The organism is Bacillus sp. BF2-3, from assembly GCF_008368795.1.
Lineage (GTDB): Bacteria > Bacillota > Bacilli > Bacillales > Bacillaceae_G > Bacillus_A > Bacillus_A cereus.
In genome coordinates, this window is sequence record NZ_QOSA01000012.1 from 84,752 (window position 1) to 102,369 (window position 17,618).

Here is a 17,618-nt window from a genome sequence, read left to right on the forward strand (position 1 = left end):
ATACGTGGGGATATTTTTAAGCTATGTTTTCTTGGGTTTATCATTATCTGCTCCAATGGGGCCTATAAATGCTGCACAGTTAGAAAAGGGTATTAGAAGTGGTTTTTTTCACGCTTGGATTCTCGGCATAGGAGCCTTACTTGCAGATGTTATCTACATGGCACTTATTTATTTAGGGGTAATTCATTTCCTTGAAAAAGATATTATAAAACTTTTCTTATGGTCTTTCGGAGCTTTTGTTTTAATCTATACAGGCATCGAAAGTTTAAAAAACGCGAATCAAATTAGCATTAGTAATACTAGAAATGACGATTCAATTATTAAAAGCTTCTTTTCTGGTTTCTTTATGTCTTTATCTAATCCATTAACAATCCTATTTTGGCTTGGCATTTTCGGCTCGATATTAGCAAAAGCCGCTTCTTCTTATAATAAAGAGCAGCTTTTGTTATATAGCTTAGGGATTATTTTAGGTATTTTTATATGGGATATTACGATGGCAAGTACATCTAGTATGTTTCGTAAAATTTTGAATGCTCGTATATTGTCTCTTATAACGGTAGTATCTGGCGTATCACTTATTATTTATGGATTATATTTTGGTTTTCAAACTTACCAAATTATTTTCCAATAACTCCCATTATTTATTTCTGACATACTATTCCTATTGTGAAAAGAAAGATACTTCATATAGCTGTATTTCTTTTTCTTGAGATAAAATGAACAATTATAGTAACAAGAATAACTATTCCTAAAAACAACAAACTCACTAGGAAACCGAAACGGGTTGTTTTTTGCAATAATGTTCCACTAACAGCTAATGCAATCATAATAAGACCAATAATACTTTTTATCTGCATCCAACCTTTGGGATTCATTAATTTCCAAAATGAAAGAAGAATTAAACTCCATGTATATAACAACATTAATCCAGCTGCAGTTGTTACATATTCATATATATTTTTGGGTAGGAATAAAGCACTAAGGATAGAAGCACCAAGTCCAATTATAATAAGAATTAAGGCTGGAAAAGAGATGTTTTTTTTATTTTTTTTAGCAAACATTGCAGGTGCATCTCCCTCTTCAGCTAAATTCATTAATACACTTGTCACTGCAAATAATGAACCAACTAATGTGGAAAAACCCGCTAAAATTAATACCACATTTAAAATAAATGGCACGTACGGCAAATTATAATCTTGTAATGCTATTACAAAAGGACTTTCTTTCGTATTAAACTGGTTTAATGGAACCATCATAATTGCCAACCCTAAAGAGACTACGTAAATAATCGTTAAAATCATTAACATTACTCTTCCTGATTTCTTTGCATCTTTAGGGTCTTTAAGCCTTATTGTCATTAACCCCATAATTTCAATTCCTCCAAATGCATAAAATGCATAAATTAGAGAGGACCAAGTGCCTTTTAATCCATTTGGAAACCAATCTTTAAAATTCCGCGGAATTTGTGCTTTATATAAACCACCCTTTATAAATCCTAAAATAACCAAAATAGCAATTACAATAAACCCCATAATAGCAGCGATCTTTATGATAGCCATCCATTTCTCTAAACGTTCGAATATCTTTACCCCTATAAAAATAATTAATATAGCCGCTACTCCATATATAGTAGCAAATATCCATAATGGTATTTTAGGAAACCAGTAGCGTGAAAAGATTCCTAACGCACTTAACTGGCTACCCATAATAAGCAGTTCAGAACACCAATATGTCCATCCATGACTAAAACCCGCCCAATTTCCAAAAGCTTTTCTTGAATAAATGCGAAAAGATCCTTTTTGTGGATCTTCTACAGCCATTTTTGCCAATGCCTCAAATACAATATATGTAGTGAATCCAGTTAAAATAAGAATAAGAATAATTGAAGAACCACCTATTTTAATTCCTATACTAGATCCTAAAAAAAAGCCCGTCCCTATCGTACAACCAATCCCAATAAGTGAGAGTTGCCACCATTTTAAATCTTTTTTTTCTTTCGTTTCATTATTAACATCATGACAGGTCATATTACTATTCTCCTTTATTCATTTCGAGAATGTCCCTCATGATTACTTAAATACTTCTCAGCAAGCTTTTCAACAACATCAACGACATCATGAGCCTTTATTTTATGGTTTGCTACTCTTTCACTTCCTACAGAAATCTCAACTGTAAATAACGCTTCATATTTCATTTTTTCTGCCCCTTTCGCATCAAATATAACCTCTTATCTTTTATTTCACAAAAATTAATTATATATTTAAAACCTCGAGAGTATAAAATTTAAACAAATAAATTCGAGTTATAGTTGTAAATCTAAAAAAATTCTAACGCTACTAAGCTTATTTACTAAAAAAATGTATGAGAAAGGAGAGACAGCATGCCTCTCCTCTATATCCATTTCGTATATAAAATTAACGAGTAACGCCACCGCCAAGTTGTTGCTCAGCTAATGATACAAGACGTTTTGTAATTTCACCACCAACAGATCCGTTTGCACGAGCTGTTGCATCTGCACCAAGTTGCACTCCAAATTCTTGAGCAATTTCATATTTCATTTGATCAAGAGCTTGTTCAGCGCCACGTACTAATAATTGGTTGCTGCTTCCACTGTTATTGTTTGACATGTTAATTCACCTCCTTCTTTCTTTAATATGTTAAATTACATGATAAAATATATAGTTAATTAATTGGTAATTACGACCACGAATTCAAAGGTATAATTGATGCTCTTTAAGCCCAAAATAATAGTGTATAGGAGAACGAAATATAACATACGTGCCATGGGATATCATAAATAGACCTCCATTACAATATAAAACGGGTTACGCTATATAAAAGCATAACCCGTTTTTAATGGAATGTTTTATTCAATATACTTTTAAATAGTGGAGGAAAAAAGATGAAACATATTGTTGCTTTATTAATTAAGTACACAGCGATAACTGCAGTATTGCTAATCATGCTCAGTATCTTTCAAGGCATTTCAATTCCTAAAGTATTATTAATTTCTCTTTTCCTTACGGGAACTGCCTATTTAATCGGAGATCTCTTCATTTTACCTAAATACGGAAATGCGATTGCTACAATGGCAGATTTCGGTTTAAGCTTCTTTGGAATTTGGTTATTAACATCCTTGTTTACTAATTTAGATGCTACTCATAATATTGGATTTTCTTCATTTTTAGCTGCTTTAATTATTGGCGGAATAGAAGTTTTCTTCCATATTTATATGCAGAAGTTAGTACTGCGTAATGACAATGAATTAAGAGAACATAATCATATTCACCATGATAAATACGCTATGGAGATATCAGATGAATATATGGATTCTTCCACAATAAATAAGTCCAAGCTTGAGGATACACCTAAAAAATAAAAAAGTGGCCAACGCCACTTTTTTATTTTTATTTTTATTTTTATTTTTATTTATTACGCTTGGTCAGAATTTCTTACATGTAATGGAGGTGGAACTACCCATCCCTTTTTCTTACTTAAACGTAGCAGAGTTACACCTGCCTGCGCTTTTTTCATATGAAATTGTCCGAATAGCATACCTACATCTTCTCGAAGACATTTTCCCATTACTTGACTACATGTCACAAGTCCAGCTGCTAATCCTGTAGAAACAGCTGCAGCAATTTCAACATCATTAATACGCGCTCCCGGAGGAATGTCTTCAATAGATGCAACTGGACGTTCTGGAGGTGCTGGCGGTAAAGCGACCCCATTAATCTTTAAAAGAGCTTTTAATTCTTCTATTTCCGAATTCATATCATTTTCAATTAAGCCTTCTAAAAACTTCTTCAAATCTTCATCACCTGTGTGATTCATAAACACTTGATGGCTTGCAATTGCACCCTGTGCAGCAAGAAGATAACTCCAAATGTCAAATACTTCTCCGTAATGTAAAGGTTCATTTTGAGGATTTCCACTTAATATACCCATTTTTAAATTCCTACCTTTCGAAAATATCATAATAAATATTGATTTCAATATTGAAATCAAATTTTTAAGTATGCTTTTTCCTGCAAAAGATTTTCTACTATGCATGGAAAACACCTTTCCAACACTGCGTGTTTATTGTTTAGGAAAGTAGTTTACAAATTAAATACTCAAAGATTATGAAAGAAGATTATCAATAATCTTTGAGTGAGAATCTGTTTAATATAAGGTTTTTTATTTTTATGAATACACAAAAGAAATTGATTTACATATTTGCTATATTTTAAGCTAATTTACTTAGCGGTTAGCTCTACCACCAAGTTGTTGTTCTGCCATTGCTACTAAACGTTTTGTAATTTCACCACCAACAGATCCGTTTGAACGAGCTGTTGTATCTGCACCAAGTTGTACACCAAACTCTTGTGCAATTTCATATTTCATTTGATCAAGAGCTTGTTCAGCGCCTCGAACTAATACTTCATTACGACTTCCACTATTATTTTTTCCCATATTGTTTCACCTCCGATGTTTTTAATATGCTACAAATTATGAAATAATAATTATCCTTTTTATGGAAATTAGATTATGAATAAAAATTGATTTTTTTCTTAAAGTAGGGCAAAACATATAAGAAAGAATAACTGATATAACATACTTTCATAACAACACTATGTATACTTTCTAATTCCCTTCAGTAAATAAAAGAAGGATTTCTATTTCACCAAGAGATTAAATAAAATTATGTTTTGAGACATAATTCAAAAGGAGATATGAGATGAAAGCTGTAACCTATCAAGGACCAAACCAAGTACAGGTTAAACAAGTGGATGATGCAAAATTAGAGAAAAAAGATGATATTATTGTAAAAATTACTTCAACCGCTATTTGCGGTTCTGATTTACATCTATATCAAGGCAACATGCCCTTACCTCAAGGATACATTATCGGCCATGAACCAATGGGAATCGTTGAAGAAGTCGGGCCAGATGTCACTAAAGTGAAAAAAGGCGATCGTGTTGTCATCCCCTTCAACGTTTCTTGTGGACATTGTTTCTATTGCCAACATGAAATGGAAAGTCAATGTGATAACTCAAACCCTCATTACGATTCTGGTGGATACTTTGGTTACACAGAGAAATTTGGTAATCATCCAGGAGGACAAGCAGAATATTTAAAAGTTCCATTTGGTAATTTTACTCCATTTGTTATACCGGAATCATGCGAACTTGAAGATGAATCCCTACTATTTCTATCAGATGTTTTACCAACAGCCTATTGGAGTGTAATAAACGCAGGCGTTAAGCCAGGTGATACTGTTATCGTCCTTGGTTGTGGACCTGTTGGATTAATGACACAAAAATTCGCTTGGATGCAAGGTGCTAAACGTGTAATTGCAGTGGATTACTTAGATTATCGGATGAATTATGCAAAAAAGATTAACAATGTTGAGGTATTTGAGTTTACAAAATTTCCAGATATGGGAGAACATTTAAAGGAAATTACACATGGCGGTGCCGATGTAGTCATTGATTGCGTGGGAATGGATGGAAAAAAATCGCCTCTAGAATTTCTGGAACAAAAATTGAAACTACAAGGCGGAACTCTCGGCCCTATTCAAATCGCTACGAAAGCCGTAAGGAAATATGGAACGGTTCAAATGACTGGCGTTTATGGTGGCAATTATAATGCATTTCCACTCGGGGCATTTTGGGTTAGAAATATTAATCTTAAAATGGGACAAGCACCTGTCATTCATTTTATGCCGGAACTATTTGAAAAAATAACAAATAAAGAATTTGATCCAAAAGAGATTATTACACATAAAATCCCCCTTGAAGAAGCGAGCTACGGTTATCAAATTTTTAATAATCGTGAAGATGATTGTATAAAAGTCATTCTGAAGCCTTGAAGCTACAATTCATTATTCTTAATGAAAAGATAAGATTACATTTCGTAATCTTATCTTTTTTTATTAAATGCTAAGTATCTATCCCCTATTTTCATCTCACATCTAAAATAGTTATTTTCAAAAACTTTGCATTTTGAGGCAATAAATAATTGGTAAAAACATGAATTAAAGTATTAAGTAACCAAATAGCGGACACGATAACAATGTTAACTAACTTAAAAGAGGTGTACTTCATGTTTTATTATAAAGAAGAACTGATTAATATTATCAAGCCAGACAAGCCAGATCCAGCTGCCGCAAAAGTTTTACAAGAAATATTAGGTGGGCATTATGGCGAAATGCGTACAATGATGCAATACTTCTTCCAAAGCTCAAATTTTAGAGGGAAAGAGAAGCAATATCGTGATTTACTTCGAGGTGTTTTTTTAGAAGAAATAAGCCATGTAGAACTTGTACAACATACAATTAATCAACTATTAACTGGATCTGGTGAACCTACACCAGGAAATGCAGGTGTTGACACAGCACCACTTGATGAAGCGGTTAAACATGCCAATCCTCATCACTTTATTGTAGGTGCTCAAAGTTCATTGCCCGTTGATGCAGCTGGCAACCCATGGAATGGATCTTGGGTATATAGCCATGGGAATTTAATTAGCGATTTATTAGATAACGTAGTACTTGAATCTACAGGTGTACTTCAAAAAACTAGAATTTATGAAATGAGTTCCAATCAAACTTTTAGAGAAACACTTGCATTTTTAATTGTACGTGATAATGCACATCAAAATGCTTTCGCAAAGGCTTTAGAGACATTGGGTGTTGAATGGGGGAAACTCTTCCCTGTGCCGAACTATGATATTAATAAATACCCAGAGTGCAGAAAGTATGTAGACATGGGATTCCATAACGCACAATTTAATTTTAGCTTAGATCCAACAAGAATGGGAGAAATATTCCAAGGTGAATCACCAAGTAGAAACAAAGGAACATTAGCAGTAACGGACCCGCCAAAAGGTTTTCCTGTACCAGAACTTCCTGAAATGCCAAATGAGCATAGTCCCGGATTAAAAGATATGGATCTTTAAGATCATTATGGCCAACTATTGATTCATGGTTGGTCATAGTTATTTATAAAGATTCATGTAAACTTGTTGTTAACATGATAAGATGTTTTAATAAATCCTCTTTATTTAAAAGTGATGTTGATTATATTGCTGCTCCTCTTAATTTTGTTTCTATGAACTATTAAACGCCACTGTTACTTACTTATAATCTCCCTACCTCTATTCACATATAAAATCCCTATATTGTAAACAAAGAGGAGGGACTTGTCCCCCCTCTTCTTTTAATTTTTCTTTAAAAGAGTTGCTCCTGCAATCCCTGGGTGTGTCATTTCGAATGGATCTAGAATTAACTCTAAGTCCTCTTGTGACAATACACCATTTTTCACACAAAGTTCTCGAACAGATTGCCCTGTCGCGATTGCTTCTTTCGCAACGCGAGCTGCTGCTTCATAACCGATATGAGGGTTCACGGCTGTAATAATTCCTACACTTTTCTCAACATACTCTTTTAAGCGATCTTCATTCGCTTCAATTCCTTTTAAGCAATTATCTGTAAAGGCACGGAAACCATTATTCATAATGCTAATCGATTGCAGTAAGTTGAAAACAAGTACTGGTTCCATCACGTTTAATTCTAATTGTCCTGCTTCTGAAGCAAGGCAAATTGTATGATCATTACCTATTACTTGGAACGCAATTTGATTAATAACTTCTGGCATAACAGGGTTTACTTTCCCTGGCATAATAGATGAACCTGGTTGACGAGCTGGTAACATAATCTCTGCTAAACCAACACGTGGACCTGATGCCATTAAGCGAAGGTCATTCGCAATTTTAGACATATTCATCATACATACTTTCAGTGCTGCAGATACTTCTGTGTATGCATCTGTATTTTGCGTTGCATCTACTAAGTCTTCTGCACCAACTAGTGGTAGTTCACTAATTGCAGCTAAATGTTTTACAACTGCTTCAATATATTCTGGGTCTGCATTTAAGCCTGTACCAACTGCAGTTGCTCCCATGTTCACTTCATATAAGTGTTGACGTGATTGCTGAATTCGTTTCATATCACGTTCAAGTACACGAGAGTACGCCTTAAATTCTTGTCCAAGGCGAATTGGCACAGCGTCTTGTAAATGTGTACGACCCATTTTAATCACATGATCGAACTGTTCTGCTTTTAATTCAAATACATCGTGCATATAACCCATCGTTTGTAATAAACCTTCTAATGCGTTTAATGTAGCGATATGAATCGCTGTTGGGAATGCATCGTTTGTTGATTGCGCCATGTTTACATGACTATTTGGACTAATATAATGATAGTCTCCCTTTTCCATCCCTAATAATTCAAGAGCACGATTGGCAATGACTTCATTTGCATTCATGTTCATTGAAGTACCCGCTCCGCCTTGGATTGGATCTACGATGAAATGATCATGCCATTTTCCATCAAGAATTTCTTGAGCAGCCTCTGCGATCGCACCGCCCTTGTTCAATTCCAATCTTCCTACATCTGTATTCGCAAGCGCTGCTGCTTTTTTTACAATTGCGAACGCTCTAATTAAACTTTCATGAATTTTATACCCTGTAATCGGGAAATTTTCAACAGCGCGTAAAGTCTGAATTCCGTAATATGCCTCAATAGGTAATTCCTTTCCTCCCAAAAAATCATTCTCCACTCGCACGTTCTTGTTTGTCATTGCCATTTTAATTTCTCCCCCATATTAAATGTAAAACCTAAATAAATCATATGAAGTCATTACCAATCCTTATCAGATTTTATTGTTAAATCGTAGGCTAAAGGCTCTTCAATAATTTTTTTAATCTCTTCTAATTTATTAGTTTTCCCAAGCGCCCACATCAATTTTGCTATGATGGCTTCCGTATTCATATCTCCAGACAATATTACTTGATGTTGCGCCACTTTCCGTCCTACTTCATAGAGAAGTATGTCTTCTCCTTCTTCCAGGCATTGAGTAGTAATCACTACAGCAATCCCCATTTCAGTCAACTCTTGAATTTTCGAAAGCAAGTTCCTTCCTTCAAAAGGTAATCCACCGTTTCCAAAACTTTCAATAATAATCCCTTTATACAAATCTTTTAAACAATCAAATACCTCAGGCTTTGTACCTGGATACAATTTCATAAGAAAAACATCCGTACATAAATTAGTATTTATTGAAAGTTCACTATGTGAGGAAGTTGGCTTCCAATGATATTTCACTTCATCTTCATTTACCTCAGCAACATATGGATAATTCACACTTTCAAATGCATCATAACTTTTTGTTCGCATTTTAACTGCTCTCGTCCCAATAATCACCCTACTATCAAAAACAATAAACACACCGCCAACATCCTCACAGGCAAACCTAAGAGCATCAGCTACATTTTTTTTTGCGTCTGTCTTTTTAAAACTAATAGGTACTTGTGAACCTGTTAAAACAACTGGTTTTCTTAAACCTTGCAGCATATAAGATAACGCAGAAGATGTATAAGCTAACGTATCCGTTCCATGTGTAATCACAAACCCGTCATAGTCATCATAGTGATTAAAAACAGCATTAGCTATTTCTTTCCAGTGCTCAGGTTGCATATTGGTACTATCAATATTCATTAAGATTTTGCAATCTATTTCTAAGTTTCGAGAAGACTTCGAAAAATAATTCAATAATTCCTCAGCGGACAATCCTGGAACAAGCCCCTCATTCCCCTCCACAGATGCAATTGTCCCACCAGTTGCAAGTAATAAAATTTTCTTCATACACAACCCCTCCATAAAATAAACAACGATATAGCGTTCGCGTAATGCGTATTTATATTTATCATTATAGAACTTAATTTGAATTAATCAAGATTTTGTATTCAATACGCGTACTTTTTTTCTATTCTTGATTCTTTTTCTATGTTATAATTAATTTAATAAAATTAGATGGGGTATGAGACGAATGCTGGAACGTTTATCTAAATTAAGAAAAAATCAAAAATGGTCCTTACAAGAGACAGCAGATCGACTTGGGATTGCGAAAAGCACCTATGCCGGGTATGAAAATGGTTATAGATTACCTTCATTACAATCTTTATCAAAAATAGCCGATTTATTTGATACATCTGTAGATTATATATTAGGCCGAATTGAACATTCACATCAAAACAAAGATGTAATTGATATTACAAGACTCCTAAACGATCCAGATCCAACACTTTTAATAGATGGAGAAGCACTGTCAACAGAAGAGATAATAGATTTTATTGCTTTTGTGAGAAGTAAACGAGAACTAAGTTCCAAGAGAATAGAAAATATTGAACCAACATGTAAAAGTTGATTCAATAAAAAACGAAGACACTGTACTCTTTAAACTTAGAAATACTTAGACAATTAATTTGCAAACGGTTTATATAATGAATTCTTAGCAGCTGGCCTCATTCGGGGACTTATACTTGGAAACAATCCCATTGGTTATATGATTCAATTATTTTTCATCATTTGTATAGTGGTAGCAGCTATTTTCGGAGGTTTCACATCCAATAAATCAATTATCATGAAACAAGGATTTCTCGCTATTTTAGCGTTACTTGCCCTTTTATCTGTCATATAGAACTAAAACTTTTCAATAAAGGAACTCACTTTTGAAGAATACGCCATTCTTTCTGTAGATTTATAAGAAAGAATGGCGTTTTTGTATGTCTATTTCTGTATCGAAAGAATTTGAAAGTATAACAGAATTTAAACAAGAATTAGCAAAGTATATAAAATACTATAATCATGAAAGAATCAAGGAAAAATAAAAGGAAATGAATCCAGTATTGTACTAGGCTCATTCCCTAGAGGCTACTTAATAAACCGACCTTTCTAACTTTCGGGGGCACAGTCTAGCTGAAGTGCTACAAGCAACGAATTTACTACTTTAAAGTTAAGTGTTTAACCTTGAAGTACTGAAATTCTTTTTTTCCAGACAAAACATACATTATATCTTGATGCTTTATTGTCCTCTTATAATTATGTGGTATCGGGAATTTGTTTCGTTGTTCTTTTATTATAATTATGATTACTATAAGTGATAAAGCTACAGGTATAAAAACGATTAACAAAGCATCTTACTATTTATGAAATTCTTTGTTAATCGTTTCTCTTCTCCCTAATCTCTTGCGAGACTATATTTTTTTGTTAAAATTTTCCATATCTTATTTGATTTATTCTGTAACACCAGATTGGGTTACTTTTACATCAGCTGTTACACGAAAACGTAAATGTTTATAGGATTCTTCCCATTCTTGACTGTTCCATTTTCTTACGTGAGTTCTACCAAGCTTTCTAAGTCCTATAGGATCTGTGTCTTTTTTAATAAATCTCTTTATCAATGTAGTTGCTTTTTTTTCTATTTCTTTTTCCATAATTTTTTCTAATTTTTTTATTTCTTTAGGATTATCTAGATTTTTTGTTTTTGTAAATTCTTGAATTTCAGCTTTAACTTGAATATGAGCATTTATGAATGGATGCTTACTATTCCCCTCCATCTTATATTTTGTTCTAGCTTTTATATTCTCTATCGTGGCGTAAGTATTTGAGGAACCAGGTAGTTTGAATTGGTATGTACCTTGTTTAAAATTATCTGTCAACAATTTAAATACAAATAAATCTTTAGGGTTTACTTTATCAACCATTTTACATCTTTTAAAAAGTGCTATTCCATCTAACTCCAACACATTACCTTTTTTAGATATTATCGGTAAATATGAATCTCTCGCATCATCATTAAGTTGGTTTAAAAACATAAAAAAATTTGTTTTTGGCTGCGTTCCATTATCCATATTTTGCTCCAGTAAAGAGGATAGATAGGAAGCAATTTCTTTTTCTTCAGAATAATTCCCCTTTAATAGTGATTCCCCTTTTACATTTGTAATTGCTAAATAAATTGCATTTCCTACACTAGGATTTCGGTTCAAAGTCTCTAAAATTTCCTGCATTCCCTTATCAATTATTTTTTCATTAAATATAATAACACGCAATTGCCCCAACTCTAGAGGTCCAGAAGATTTTTCGGATGCTCTTGCAAGAACTTCTCTACCAGTCTGGCCTGATGCTGAATAGATTTTCGTTTCACCTTCCCCGCCTCCTTTATAAGCTGAAATCGCAAAGGTTCCTTTTAGCTTACCTTTTGCTTCGGTATCATATGCCGCAACTTGAACTAAGTCAATGTCATCCACAATTTTCGTTTTAGCACAACCTATTAAGAAGACACTTACTATAAGGAAAAGTATCCATCGCTTCATGTTTATCTCCTTAACTTTATTTTGGCGGTTTGAATTAGCCATAATATAGGTAGGTATACATATATATATACAAAGCCAATTTGACCTGTCCAAGTATTTAATAAGTTAATTTTATTACGGTTATTCAAGAAAAATGATAAAACAAAGATGAACAGGATGATAACTGGCAAAACATATTTTTGCTTTATTCCCAGTGCCTCTTTTATACCACGACTTACTCCCCATAATGTAAAGGAAACATTGGGTAATATAAAAAAAGCCCAAACAGAAACAATAATGTATTCAAACCGCTCTATAAAGGGAAATTGTATAATTTTAATCATGCTTAAATATGCCCATATCGCGCTCGCTAGTTGTTTTTCACTAAAAAACGCAAGAGTTAAAATCATAAGGTATGTGTAGACAATAGTCGTTACTAAATTTGCATAGTGCGCATATTTTTGAGACGTTCTTGCCTTTTTAATAAATGGGTAGTATAACAATAACATTTCAAATCCAAAAAAACTAAACATATTTCCTTTCATTCCTTTCATAATTTCTAGGAATGAATGCTGTGCAATTGGAAATAAATTTTGGAAATCTGCATACTGCAAAGGATAAAAAAATGTGAAGATTAGAATGCTTGGGATAACGATTCCAAAGAAGCCGATTCCAGCAACTACACGAAATCCTCCAGTCACAATGTAATAACATAGACCCAAAAAAGCCCCTGCTATAATCCAAGATGAAATGGAAGGAAACATCCAAACATGTACTACTTCGATATAGGTATGTAGTGTTGTTGCACCTAACAATACAATATAAGATAAAAAAATGAAGTTGAACAATCCACCAATCCATTTTCCAAGTACGTCTTGATTGATTGCAATGATATCTCCATTACCCTGATTTAAAATCTGATATATGATCCAAATCATAAGATTAACAGATATTCCAAAAAGCAGCGTGCTAATCCACGCATCATTTCCAACTAATTTTGCACTAATCCTTTCAAAACCAAGCATACCAACCCCCATCTGTATAGTAATAATTAAAAAAAACACCATATATGGAGAGACTTGATACTCAATTGGGATCTGTTTCATAATGCTCCTCCCTGTTAATTTCAATCATCAAAATCATTTCGTGATTTAATTTTATTTTTCTCTACCTCTTCTGGATTAAAACGAAAACGCTGTTTAGATCTTGAAAAAATAGGACGTCGAAACATCGCTGAGATCGGCAAACGGATAATGCTGTCTTTCCAATCTGTAGGGCGTGTAGGATAAAAAGGAAACAAATAAGGACGTCTTAATGATTCTGTACGTAATAAACGTGCTAAAAGCAAAGAGCTTGTTAAAACAATTCCTAATAAACCCAACAGGTGTGCAGATATTATAAAAGGAAAACGAATTACTCGAATTGTATTACCAATTCGATATATTGGTGCTGTAAATGAGCTAAGAGCTGAAAGTGCAACAATAATAATAAGTACATTACTTGTAAGACTTGCCTCTACAGATGCCTGTCCAATTACAATACCACCTACTATACCGACAGTTAGACCCACTTTAGTTGGTAAACGTGCCCCCGCTTCTCTCAGTAATTCAATCGTTATTTCTAAAAAAAGCGCTTCAATTAATGGAGGAAAAGGTACTTTACTTCTCGATATGATTAACGTTTCAAGAAGTTCTTTTGGAATAAGCTCGTAATGATATGTTAAGATTGCAACATATAATGGAGTCGTTAAGACAGAAAACATAAAAGCAAAAAGCCTTAATAGACGAAAAAAAGAGGCAATAATCCAAGGCATGGTGTAATCTTCTGTGGTAGAAAAAAAGTCAATTAATGTTGTTGGAAGAGTGATTGCATAAGGTGAGCCATCTACAAAAAGTGCAATTTTCCCTTCTGCCAATACAGCTGCTACACGGTCTGGTCGTTCTGTATTCAAAAATTGAGGAAATATAGAATTCGGGTTGTCTGCAATTAACTGCATCAAATACGTGCTATCCAAAACGTGGTCTGTTTTTATTAGACTCACCCTTTTTATAATTTCTTGTAGATTTTGATCATTTACAATTCCCTCAATATATACAATCGCAACGGTTGTGTTAGATAGAGAGCCTACTTTCAATTCCTTCATTTGTAAATAAGGTGTTGGAAGCTTTCTACGTACTAAATTTAAGTTTACATCTAAATCTTCAACAAACGCGATTTGTGGACCCGCGATATTGTATTCAATTTCAGCTTTTGTAATATCTCTTTTTTCTTTCTTTGCCACATTGATTAACAAGCCATTTAATTTATCTGTATCGAACTGAATAAGTATATAGCCGTTTAAAATACTATCCTGAATATCTTCCATTTGATTTGTTATTTTTGAATTTTCAAAGGGTAAGACAGACCGAATATCTTGTAATGAATCGAAGCTCTTCTCTTTTATATAAGTTAAAACCTCTTCATGAAATATATTTACATCGATTAAGGTTCTAAAATATGAAATGACTATAGAGGATTTGTTTGAAGCGATCTCCAACGTTATAAAATCTTTAGATTTTTTTAGTAATTGCATTAATTCCTGCAAAGATTTTATAGAGTGAACAGGTACTTTTTCATGTGGTTTCAATTGATAATACCCTTCCTTTCAAAAAGAACCTATATATAGTTTTTAGAAATTTCTATTTTAAAAATGAGGGATATTTATATGTCAATATGCTCCTTAAAAACAATGCCTTTTTAACTAACTTAACCAAAATTAGTTAAAAAATGTATTACAAGTAAAAATTTGAAATGTCTCCAAGAAAAATTACAATATTAAAAACATCCTTTCTTTTGGTTCTAAAGAAAGGATGTTTTTATAACAGGCTTTTTCAAGTGTCTATTCTATAGGGTACATTTACCAGTGTTCTTCTCTTTATTATTTCATTAAGTAACATTGGCATTACATTCTGTATGGTTTCTTAAAAAATTTCAGTAAGAGAATATCTTAATTTTGAAGTGTACAAATAGGGAGAGTGACTTCAACTGTAGTCCCCTTATTCATTTCACTCTTAATAAATATCTTTCCCTGATGTGTTTCAATGATTTTATAACAGATCATTAATCCTAAGCCAATCCCCTCTTCTTTAATACTATAAAAAGGTTCTCCGAGGTATGGTATACGTTCTTTTGGAATCCCACACCCTTGATCGATAAAACGAATGCTTACTTGATTATTATCAAGTATATTTATTTGAATCAGAATTTCCCCTCCCATCGGCATAGATTCAATTGCATTTTTTAATATATTAACAAATACTTGTTTTAATTGATTTCCTTCACATGAAATCAATGGAATACCAGGGTTAAGATCGATTCTAAATTTTATATTATGCATCATTGCTTGAGGTTGTAGTAGCATTAAAACTTGATCCATTAGCACACTAATGTTATTAGGTTGCATTTTTACTACCTGTGGTTTGGCTACCGCCATAAATTCAGTTGTTATGCTCTCTATACGCTCAATCTCTGATGATACTATATTAATATAACCCTGATTATTCTCATTTTCCGTTGATTTTAGTAATTGCATGAACCCTTTCATTGCAGTTAATGGATTATTAATCTCATGAGCCATTACAGTCGCTAATTGTCCTACAACAGCAAGTTTTTCAGATTTTCGTAATAATTCTTCTGTTTTTAGCCGTTCAGTGATATCACGAGAAATACTTAGAAAAACTTTTTTACCATTTAAGTTAAAAACACGAACACTAAACTCAGTTGTTATTACTTTTCCTGTTGGAAAAACATATTCATCTTGCAAAGTGAAGGAAGTTTGTCCTTTTTTAATTTTTTCTAATAACCTTACGATTATTTGAGAATCTTGTGGTACTATATTTGAAAATGATAATGAAAGCAACTCTTCTCTACTATATCCAAATCTTCTACACCCAACAGGGTTTACCTCAATAAATCGACTTGGAGTATTATCTTCATTCAGCTCTACTACATATACCGCATCAGTTGCTTGTTCGATTAGTGCACGGTACTTCATTTCACTATCTCTTAATTGCTGGTGTAATTGATGCCGTTCTCTTTCTGCTTGTTTTCTTTCAGAGATGTCTCTACATATTGCTGATAAAGCTATCACATTTCCTCTTACATCTAGTATAGGAGAAACTGTCAGACTGATATCAAGAAGACTCCCATCGCTCCGTTGTCTAACAGTTTCTAATCTAGTAACCACCGATTCTCCTGTTAGAATTTTCTGAATATTTTCAAGTGATTCTTCCATTAAAAAATCTGGTACACAAGGTAATCTCTTACCTATGATTTCTTGTGATGACCACCCAAATATCTTTTCATAAGCTTTGTTGGCTTGTAAAATATGCCCTTCTCGATCAGAAATGGTAATAGCATCTAGATTGTGCTTTATAAATGATTCCAATAATTCTTTGGTAGCGCTTAATTCTGATTCTACCTTTTTTCTTTCGGTTATATCAACTGTAGAACCAACAACTTCAATAACTTGTCCATTTCGTTTAATCGGCCTAAGCGCAATAAGAATAATAGTTTTATCATTTGGCCAAGGTAATTCAAATATAATTTCTTTTCCTTCCCATGCCTGAAGATAGTACTTCATCAATTGTGGAACTAAATGTGGAGGAACAATAGAAGCATCAATAGTACGTAAGCTTTTTCCTACCACCTGTTCAGAATAAAATCCGTTTTGATAATAAAACTGTCCATCACATAAAGTGTGTATAAAGTGCTTATCCACTTTTTTAAATTTAAAAATTCCTCCTTGAAGCTCATGTACGGTATCTGCAAGTTCTTGCTTCGATTTTTTTAATTCTCGATTCATTTTAGATAAGTCCTGTGTTAAATAATACAATCTCTGGTAGGCTTCCATAAGAAATAGCCCAATTAAAAGTCCTAACGCTATATATAATAGGCCTCCTGTGTAAAGTAATGTAGTATTAAATAATACGCCAACTAACCACTTTATTCCAATAAAAACAGAAAAATATAACGATGCACTTTTAAAAGGATGTAGTTTTTTAAAATAAGTTTTAAAAGTAGAAAATAGAATCCCCATACATAAATAAGCAATCACAGGAGGTTCCCAATACTCTCCAATGTAAAAAATACGCATTAATATTATGCTAATTAGCGTAATCCAACCAGCAATACGACCAAAGTAAATAAAAGATAGAATAAGAGGAACAACTCGAAGATCGTAAGAAAATCCCATGTATGGAAAAGAAAAGAACATTAACGTAACTGCAATAATCCCTCCATAGAGCTTTTCGAAATATCGACTAGAATTAATTGTAAACACTTGAATAAATATTGCTGCGCTAACTAATAAAGAAAAAATAGAAAGGTTGATGAAATAATCTTTAATAATCATGTAATGTCCCTCCTTGCATTAAGTGTATTCGACAAAAAAGCTAAAA

16 protein-coding genes and 3 pseudogenes are annotated in these 17,618 nt (G+C 33.1%); 7 read left to right on the forward strand and 12 right to left on the reverse strand.

Translation table 11 applies throughout. The features are described from left to right. The first annotated feature begins 4 nt into the window (after positions 1 to 4). On the forward strand, positions 5 to 631 hold the full coding sequence (locus DN401_RS11645; protein WP_149287685.1) for a LysE family transporter: 627 nt from the start codon (positions 5 to 7) through the stop codon (positions 629 to 631). 52 nt (positions 632 to 683) lie between these two features. On the opposite strand, the gene DN401_RS11650 is transcribed toward DN401_RS11645, so the two are convergent. The 3 genes from DN401_RS11650 to DN401_RS11655 all read right to left on the reverse strand — a co-directional run bounded on the left by DN401_RS11650 (position 684) and on the right by DN401_RS11655 (position 2,627). Further along, positions 684 to 2,027: an amino acid permease gene (locus DN401_RS11650; RefSeq protein WP_118414568.1), complete on the reverse strand. Its 1,344-nt coding sequence runs from the start codon at positions 2,025 to 2,027 to the stop codon at positions 684 to 686. 14 nt (positions 2,028 to 2,041) lie between these two features. Further along, a complete protein-coding gene (locus DN401_RS29775; RefSeq protein WP_006920787.1) occupies positions 2,042 to 2,194 on the reverse strand; it encodes a hypothetical protein in 153 nt (50 codons plus the stop codon). A gap of 220 nt (positions 2,195 to 2,414) precedes the next feature. After that, positions 2,415 to 2,627 carry an alpha/beta-type small acid-soluble spore protein gene (locus tag DN401_RS11655; RefSeq protein WP_000069660.1) on the reverse strand — a complete coding sequence of 71 codons (213 nt, stop codon included), beginning with the start codon at positions 2,625 to 2,627 and terminating at the stop codon, positions 2,415 to 2,417. 275 nt (positions 2,628 to 2,902) lie between these two features. Between DN401_RS11655 and DN401_RS11660 the strand changes: the two genes are divergently transcribed. Beyond that, entirely contained in the window at positions 2,903 to 3,379 is a 477-nt protein-coding gene (locus DN401_RS11660) for a YndM family protein (RefSeq protein WP_000680664.1), read from the forward strand. A gap of 53 nt (positions 3,380 to 3,432) precedes the next feature. On the opposite strand, the gene DN401_RS11665 is transcribed toward DN401_RS11660, so the two are convergent. Further along, positions 3,433 to 3,948 (reverse strand): DUF3231 family protein, encoded by a 516-nt coding sequence (locus tag DN401_RS11665; RefSeq protein WP_001986359.1) that lies wholly within the window; start codon positions 3,946 to 3,948, stop codon positions 3,433 to 3,435. A gap of 294 nt (positions 3,949 to 4,242) precedes the next feature. After that, entirely contained in the window at positions 4,243 to 4,455 is a 213-nt protein-coding gene (gene sasP / locus DN401_RS11670; RefSeq protein WP_000517671.1) for a small acid-soluble spore protein, SasP family, read from the reverse strand. Between the two features lie 265 nt (positions 4,456 to 4,720). Here sasP and DN401_RS11675 point away from each other — a divergent pair, with 265 nt between their 5' ends. After that, positions 4,721 to 5,854, forward strand: a complete 1,134-nt coding sequence (locus DN401_RS11675; protein ID WP_000649085.1) for a zinc-dependent alcohol dehydrogenase — start codon at positions 4,721 to 4,723, stop codon at positions 5,852 to 5,854. 233 nt (positions 5,855 to 6,087) lie between these two features. Then, positions 6,088 to 6,942, forward strand: a complete 855-nt coding sequence (locus tag DN401_RS11680; protein WP_000500358.1) for a manganese catalase family protein — start codon at positions 6,088 to 6,090, stop codon at positions 6,940 to 6,942. Between the two features lie 260 nt (positions 6,943 to 7,202). On the opposite strand, the gene aspA is transcribed toward DN401_RS11680, so the two are convergent. Both aspA and ansA read right to left on the reverse strand, forming a co-directional pair. After that, complete coding sequence (gene aspA, locus DN401_RS11685; RefSeq protein ID WP_001251924.1) at positions 7,203 to 8,633, reverse strand: aspartate ammonia-lyase; 1,431 nt, start codon at positions 8,631 to 8,633, stop codon at positions 7,203 to 7,205. Positions 8,634 to 8,686: 53 nt separating this feature from the next. Then, a complete protein-coding gene (gene ansA / locus DN401_RS11690) occupies positions 8,687 to 9,691 on the reverse strand; it encodes an asparaginase (RefSeq protein WP_000722302.1) in 1,005 nt (334 codons plus the stop codon). 184 nt (positions 9,692 to 9,875) lie between these two features. Between ansA and ansR the strand changes: the two genes are divergently transcribed. The 3 genes and pseudogenes from ansR to DN401_RS11705 form a co-directional block, all read left to right on the forward strand. Next, positions 9,876 to 10,253, forward strand: a complete 378-nt coding sequence (gene ansR, locus DN401_RS11695) for an HTH-type transcriptional regulator AnsR (RefSeq protein WP_000893569.1) — start codon at positions 9,876 to 9,878, stop codon at positions 10,251 to 10,253. A gap of 57 nt (positions 10,254 to 10,310) precedes the next feature. Then, positions 10,311 to 10,526: pseudogene (locus DN401_RS11700) on the forward strand (DUF1304 domain-containing protein); the annotation flags it as partial. Positions 10,527 to 10,629: 103 nt separating this feature from the next. Continuing rightward, a pseudogene (locus DN401_RS11705) lies at positions 10,630 to 10,716 on the forward strand (IS3 family transposase); the annotation flags it as partial. Positions 10,717 to 10,841: 125 nt separating this feature from the next. On the opposite strand, the pseudogene DN401_RS11710 reads toward DN401_RS11705, so the two are convergent. The 5 genes and pseudogenes from DN401_RS11710 to DN401_RS11730 all read right to left on the reverse strand — a co-directional run. Beyond that, a pseudogene (locus tag DN401_RS11710) lies at positions 10,842 to 10,974 on the reverse strand (excinuclease ABC subunit C); the annotation flags it as partial. 147 nt (positions 10,975 to 11,121) lie between these two features. Beyond that, entirely contained in the window at positions 11,122 to 12,201 is a 1,080-nt protein-coding gene (locus DN401_RS11715; RefSeq protein WP_000832873.1) for a Ger(x)C family spore germination protein, read from the reverse strand. Between the two features lie 2 nt (positions 12,202 to 12,203). Next, entirely contained in the window at positions 12,204 to 13,286 is a 1,083-nt protein-coding gene (locus tag DN401_RS11720) for a GerAB/ArcD/ProY family transporter (RefSeq protein ID WP_000809697.1), read from the reverse strand. 20 nt (positions 13,287 to 13,306) lie between these two features. Further along, complete coding sequence (locus DN401_RS11725; protein WP_149287686.1) at positions 13,307 to 14,806, reverse strand: spore germination protein; 1,500 nt, start codon at positions 14,804 to 14,806, stop codon at positions 13,307 to 13,309. Between the two features lie 360 nt (positions 14,807 to 15,166). Continuing rightward, positions 15,167 to 17,572 (reverse strand): PAS domain S-box protein, encoded by a 2,406-nt coding sequence (locus tag DN401_RS11730; RefSeq protein ID WP_059303663.1) that lies wholly within the window; start codon positions 17,570 to 17,572, stop codon positions 15,167 to 15,169. Positions 17,573 to 17,618: the final 46 nt, after the last annotated feature.

Bases quoted from the DNA above. Each gene is read 5' to 3' on its own strand.
- ansA (WP_000722302.1), bottom strand. From the start codon at position 9,691: ATGAAGAAAATTTTATTACTTGCAACTGGTGGGACAATTGCATCTGTG.
- DN401_RS11715 (WP_000832873.1), bottom strand. From the start codon at position 12,201: ATGAAGCGATGGATACTTTTCCTTATAGTAAGTGTCTTCTTAATAGGT.
- sasP (WP_000517671.1), bottom strand. From the start codon at position 4,455: ATGGGAAAAAATAATAGTGGAAGTCGTAATGAAGTATTAGTTCGAGGC.
- DN401_RS11730 (WP_059303663.1), bottom strand. From the start codon at position 17,572: ATGATTATTAAAGATTATTTCATCAACCTTTCTATTTTTTCTTTATTA.
- aspA (WP_001251924.1), bottom strand. From the start codon at position 8,633: ATGGCAATGACAAACAAGAACGTGCGAGTGGAGAATGATTTTTTGGGA.
- DN401_RS11675 (WP_000649085.1), top strand. From the start codon at position 4,721: ATGAAAGCTGTAACCTATCAAGGACCAAACCAAGTACAGGTTAAACAA.
- ansR (WP_000893569.1), top strand. From the start codon at position 9,876: ATGCTGGAACGTTTATCTAAATTAAGAAAAAATCAAAAATGGTCCTTA.
- DN401_RS11720 (WP_000809697.1), bottom strand. From the start codon at position 13,286: ATGAAACAGATCCCAATTGAGTATCAAGTCTCTCCATATATGGTGTTT.
- DN401_RS11660 (WP_000680664.1), top strand. From the start codon at position 2,903: ATGAAACATATTGTTGCTTTATTAATTAAGTACACAGCGATAACTGCA.
- DN401_RS29775 (WP_006920787.1), bottom strand. From the start codon at position 2,194: ATGAAATATGAAGCGTTATTTACAGTTGAGATTTCTGTAGGAAGTGAA.
- DN401_RS11655 (WP_000069660.1), bottom strand. From the start codon at position 2,627: ATGTCAAACAATAACAGTGGAAGCAGCAACCAATTATTAGTACGTGGC.
- DN401_RS11680 (WP_000500358.1), top strand. From the start codon at position 6,088: ATGTTTTATTATAAAGAAGAACTGATTAATATTATCAAGCCAGACAAG.
- DN401_RS11665 (WP_001986359.1), bottom strand. From the start codon at position 3,948: ATGGGTATATTAAGTGGAAATCCTCAAAATGAACCTTTACATTACGGA.
- DN401_RS11650 (WP_118414568.1), bottom strand. From the start codon at position 2,027: ATGACCTGTCATGATGTTAATAATGAAACGAAAGAAAAAAAAGATTTA.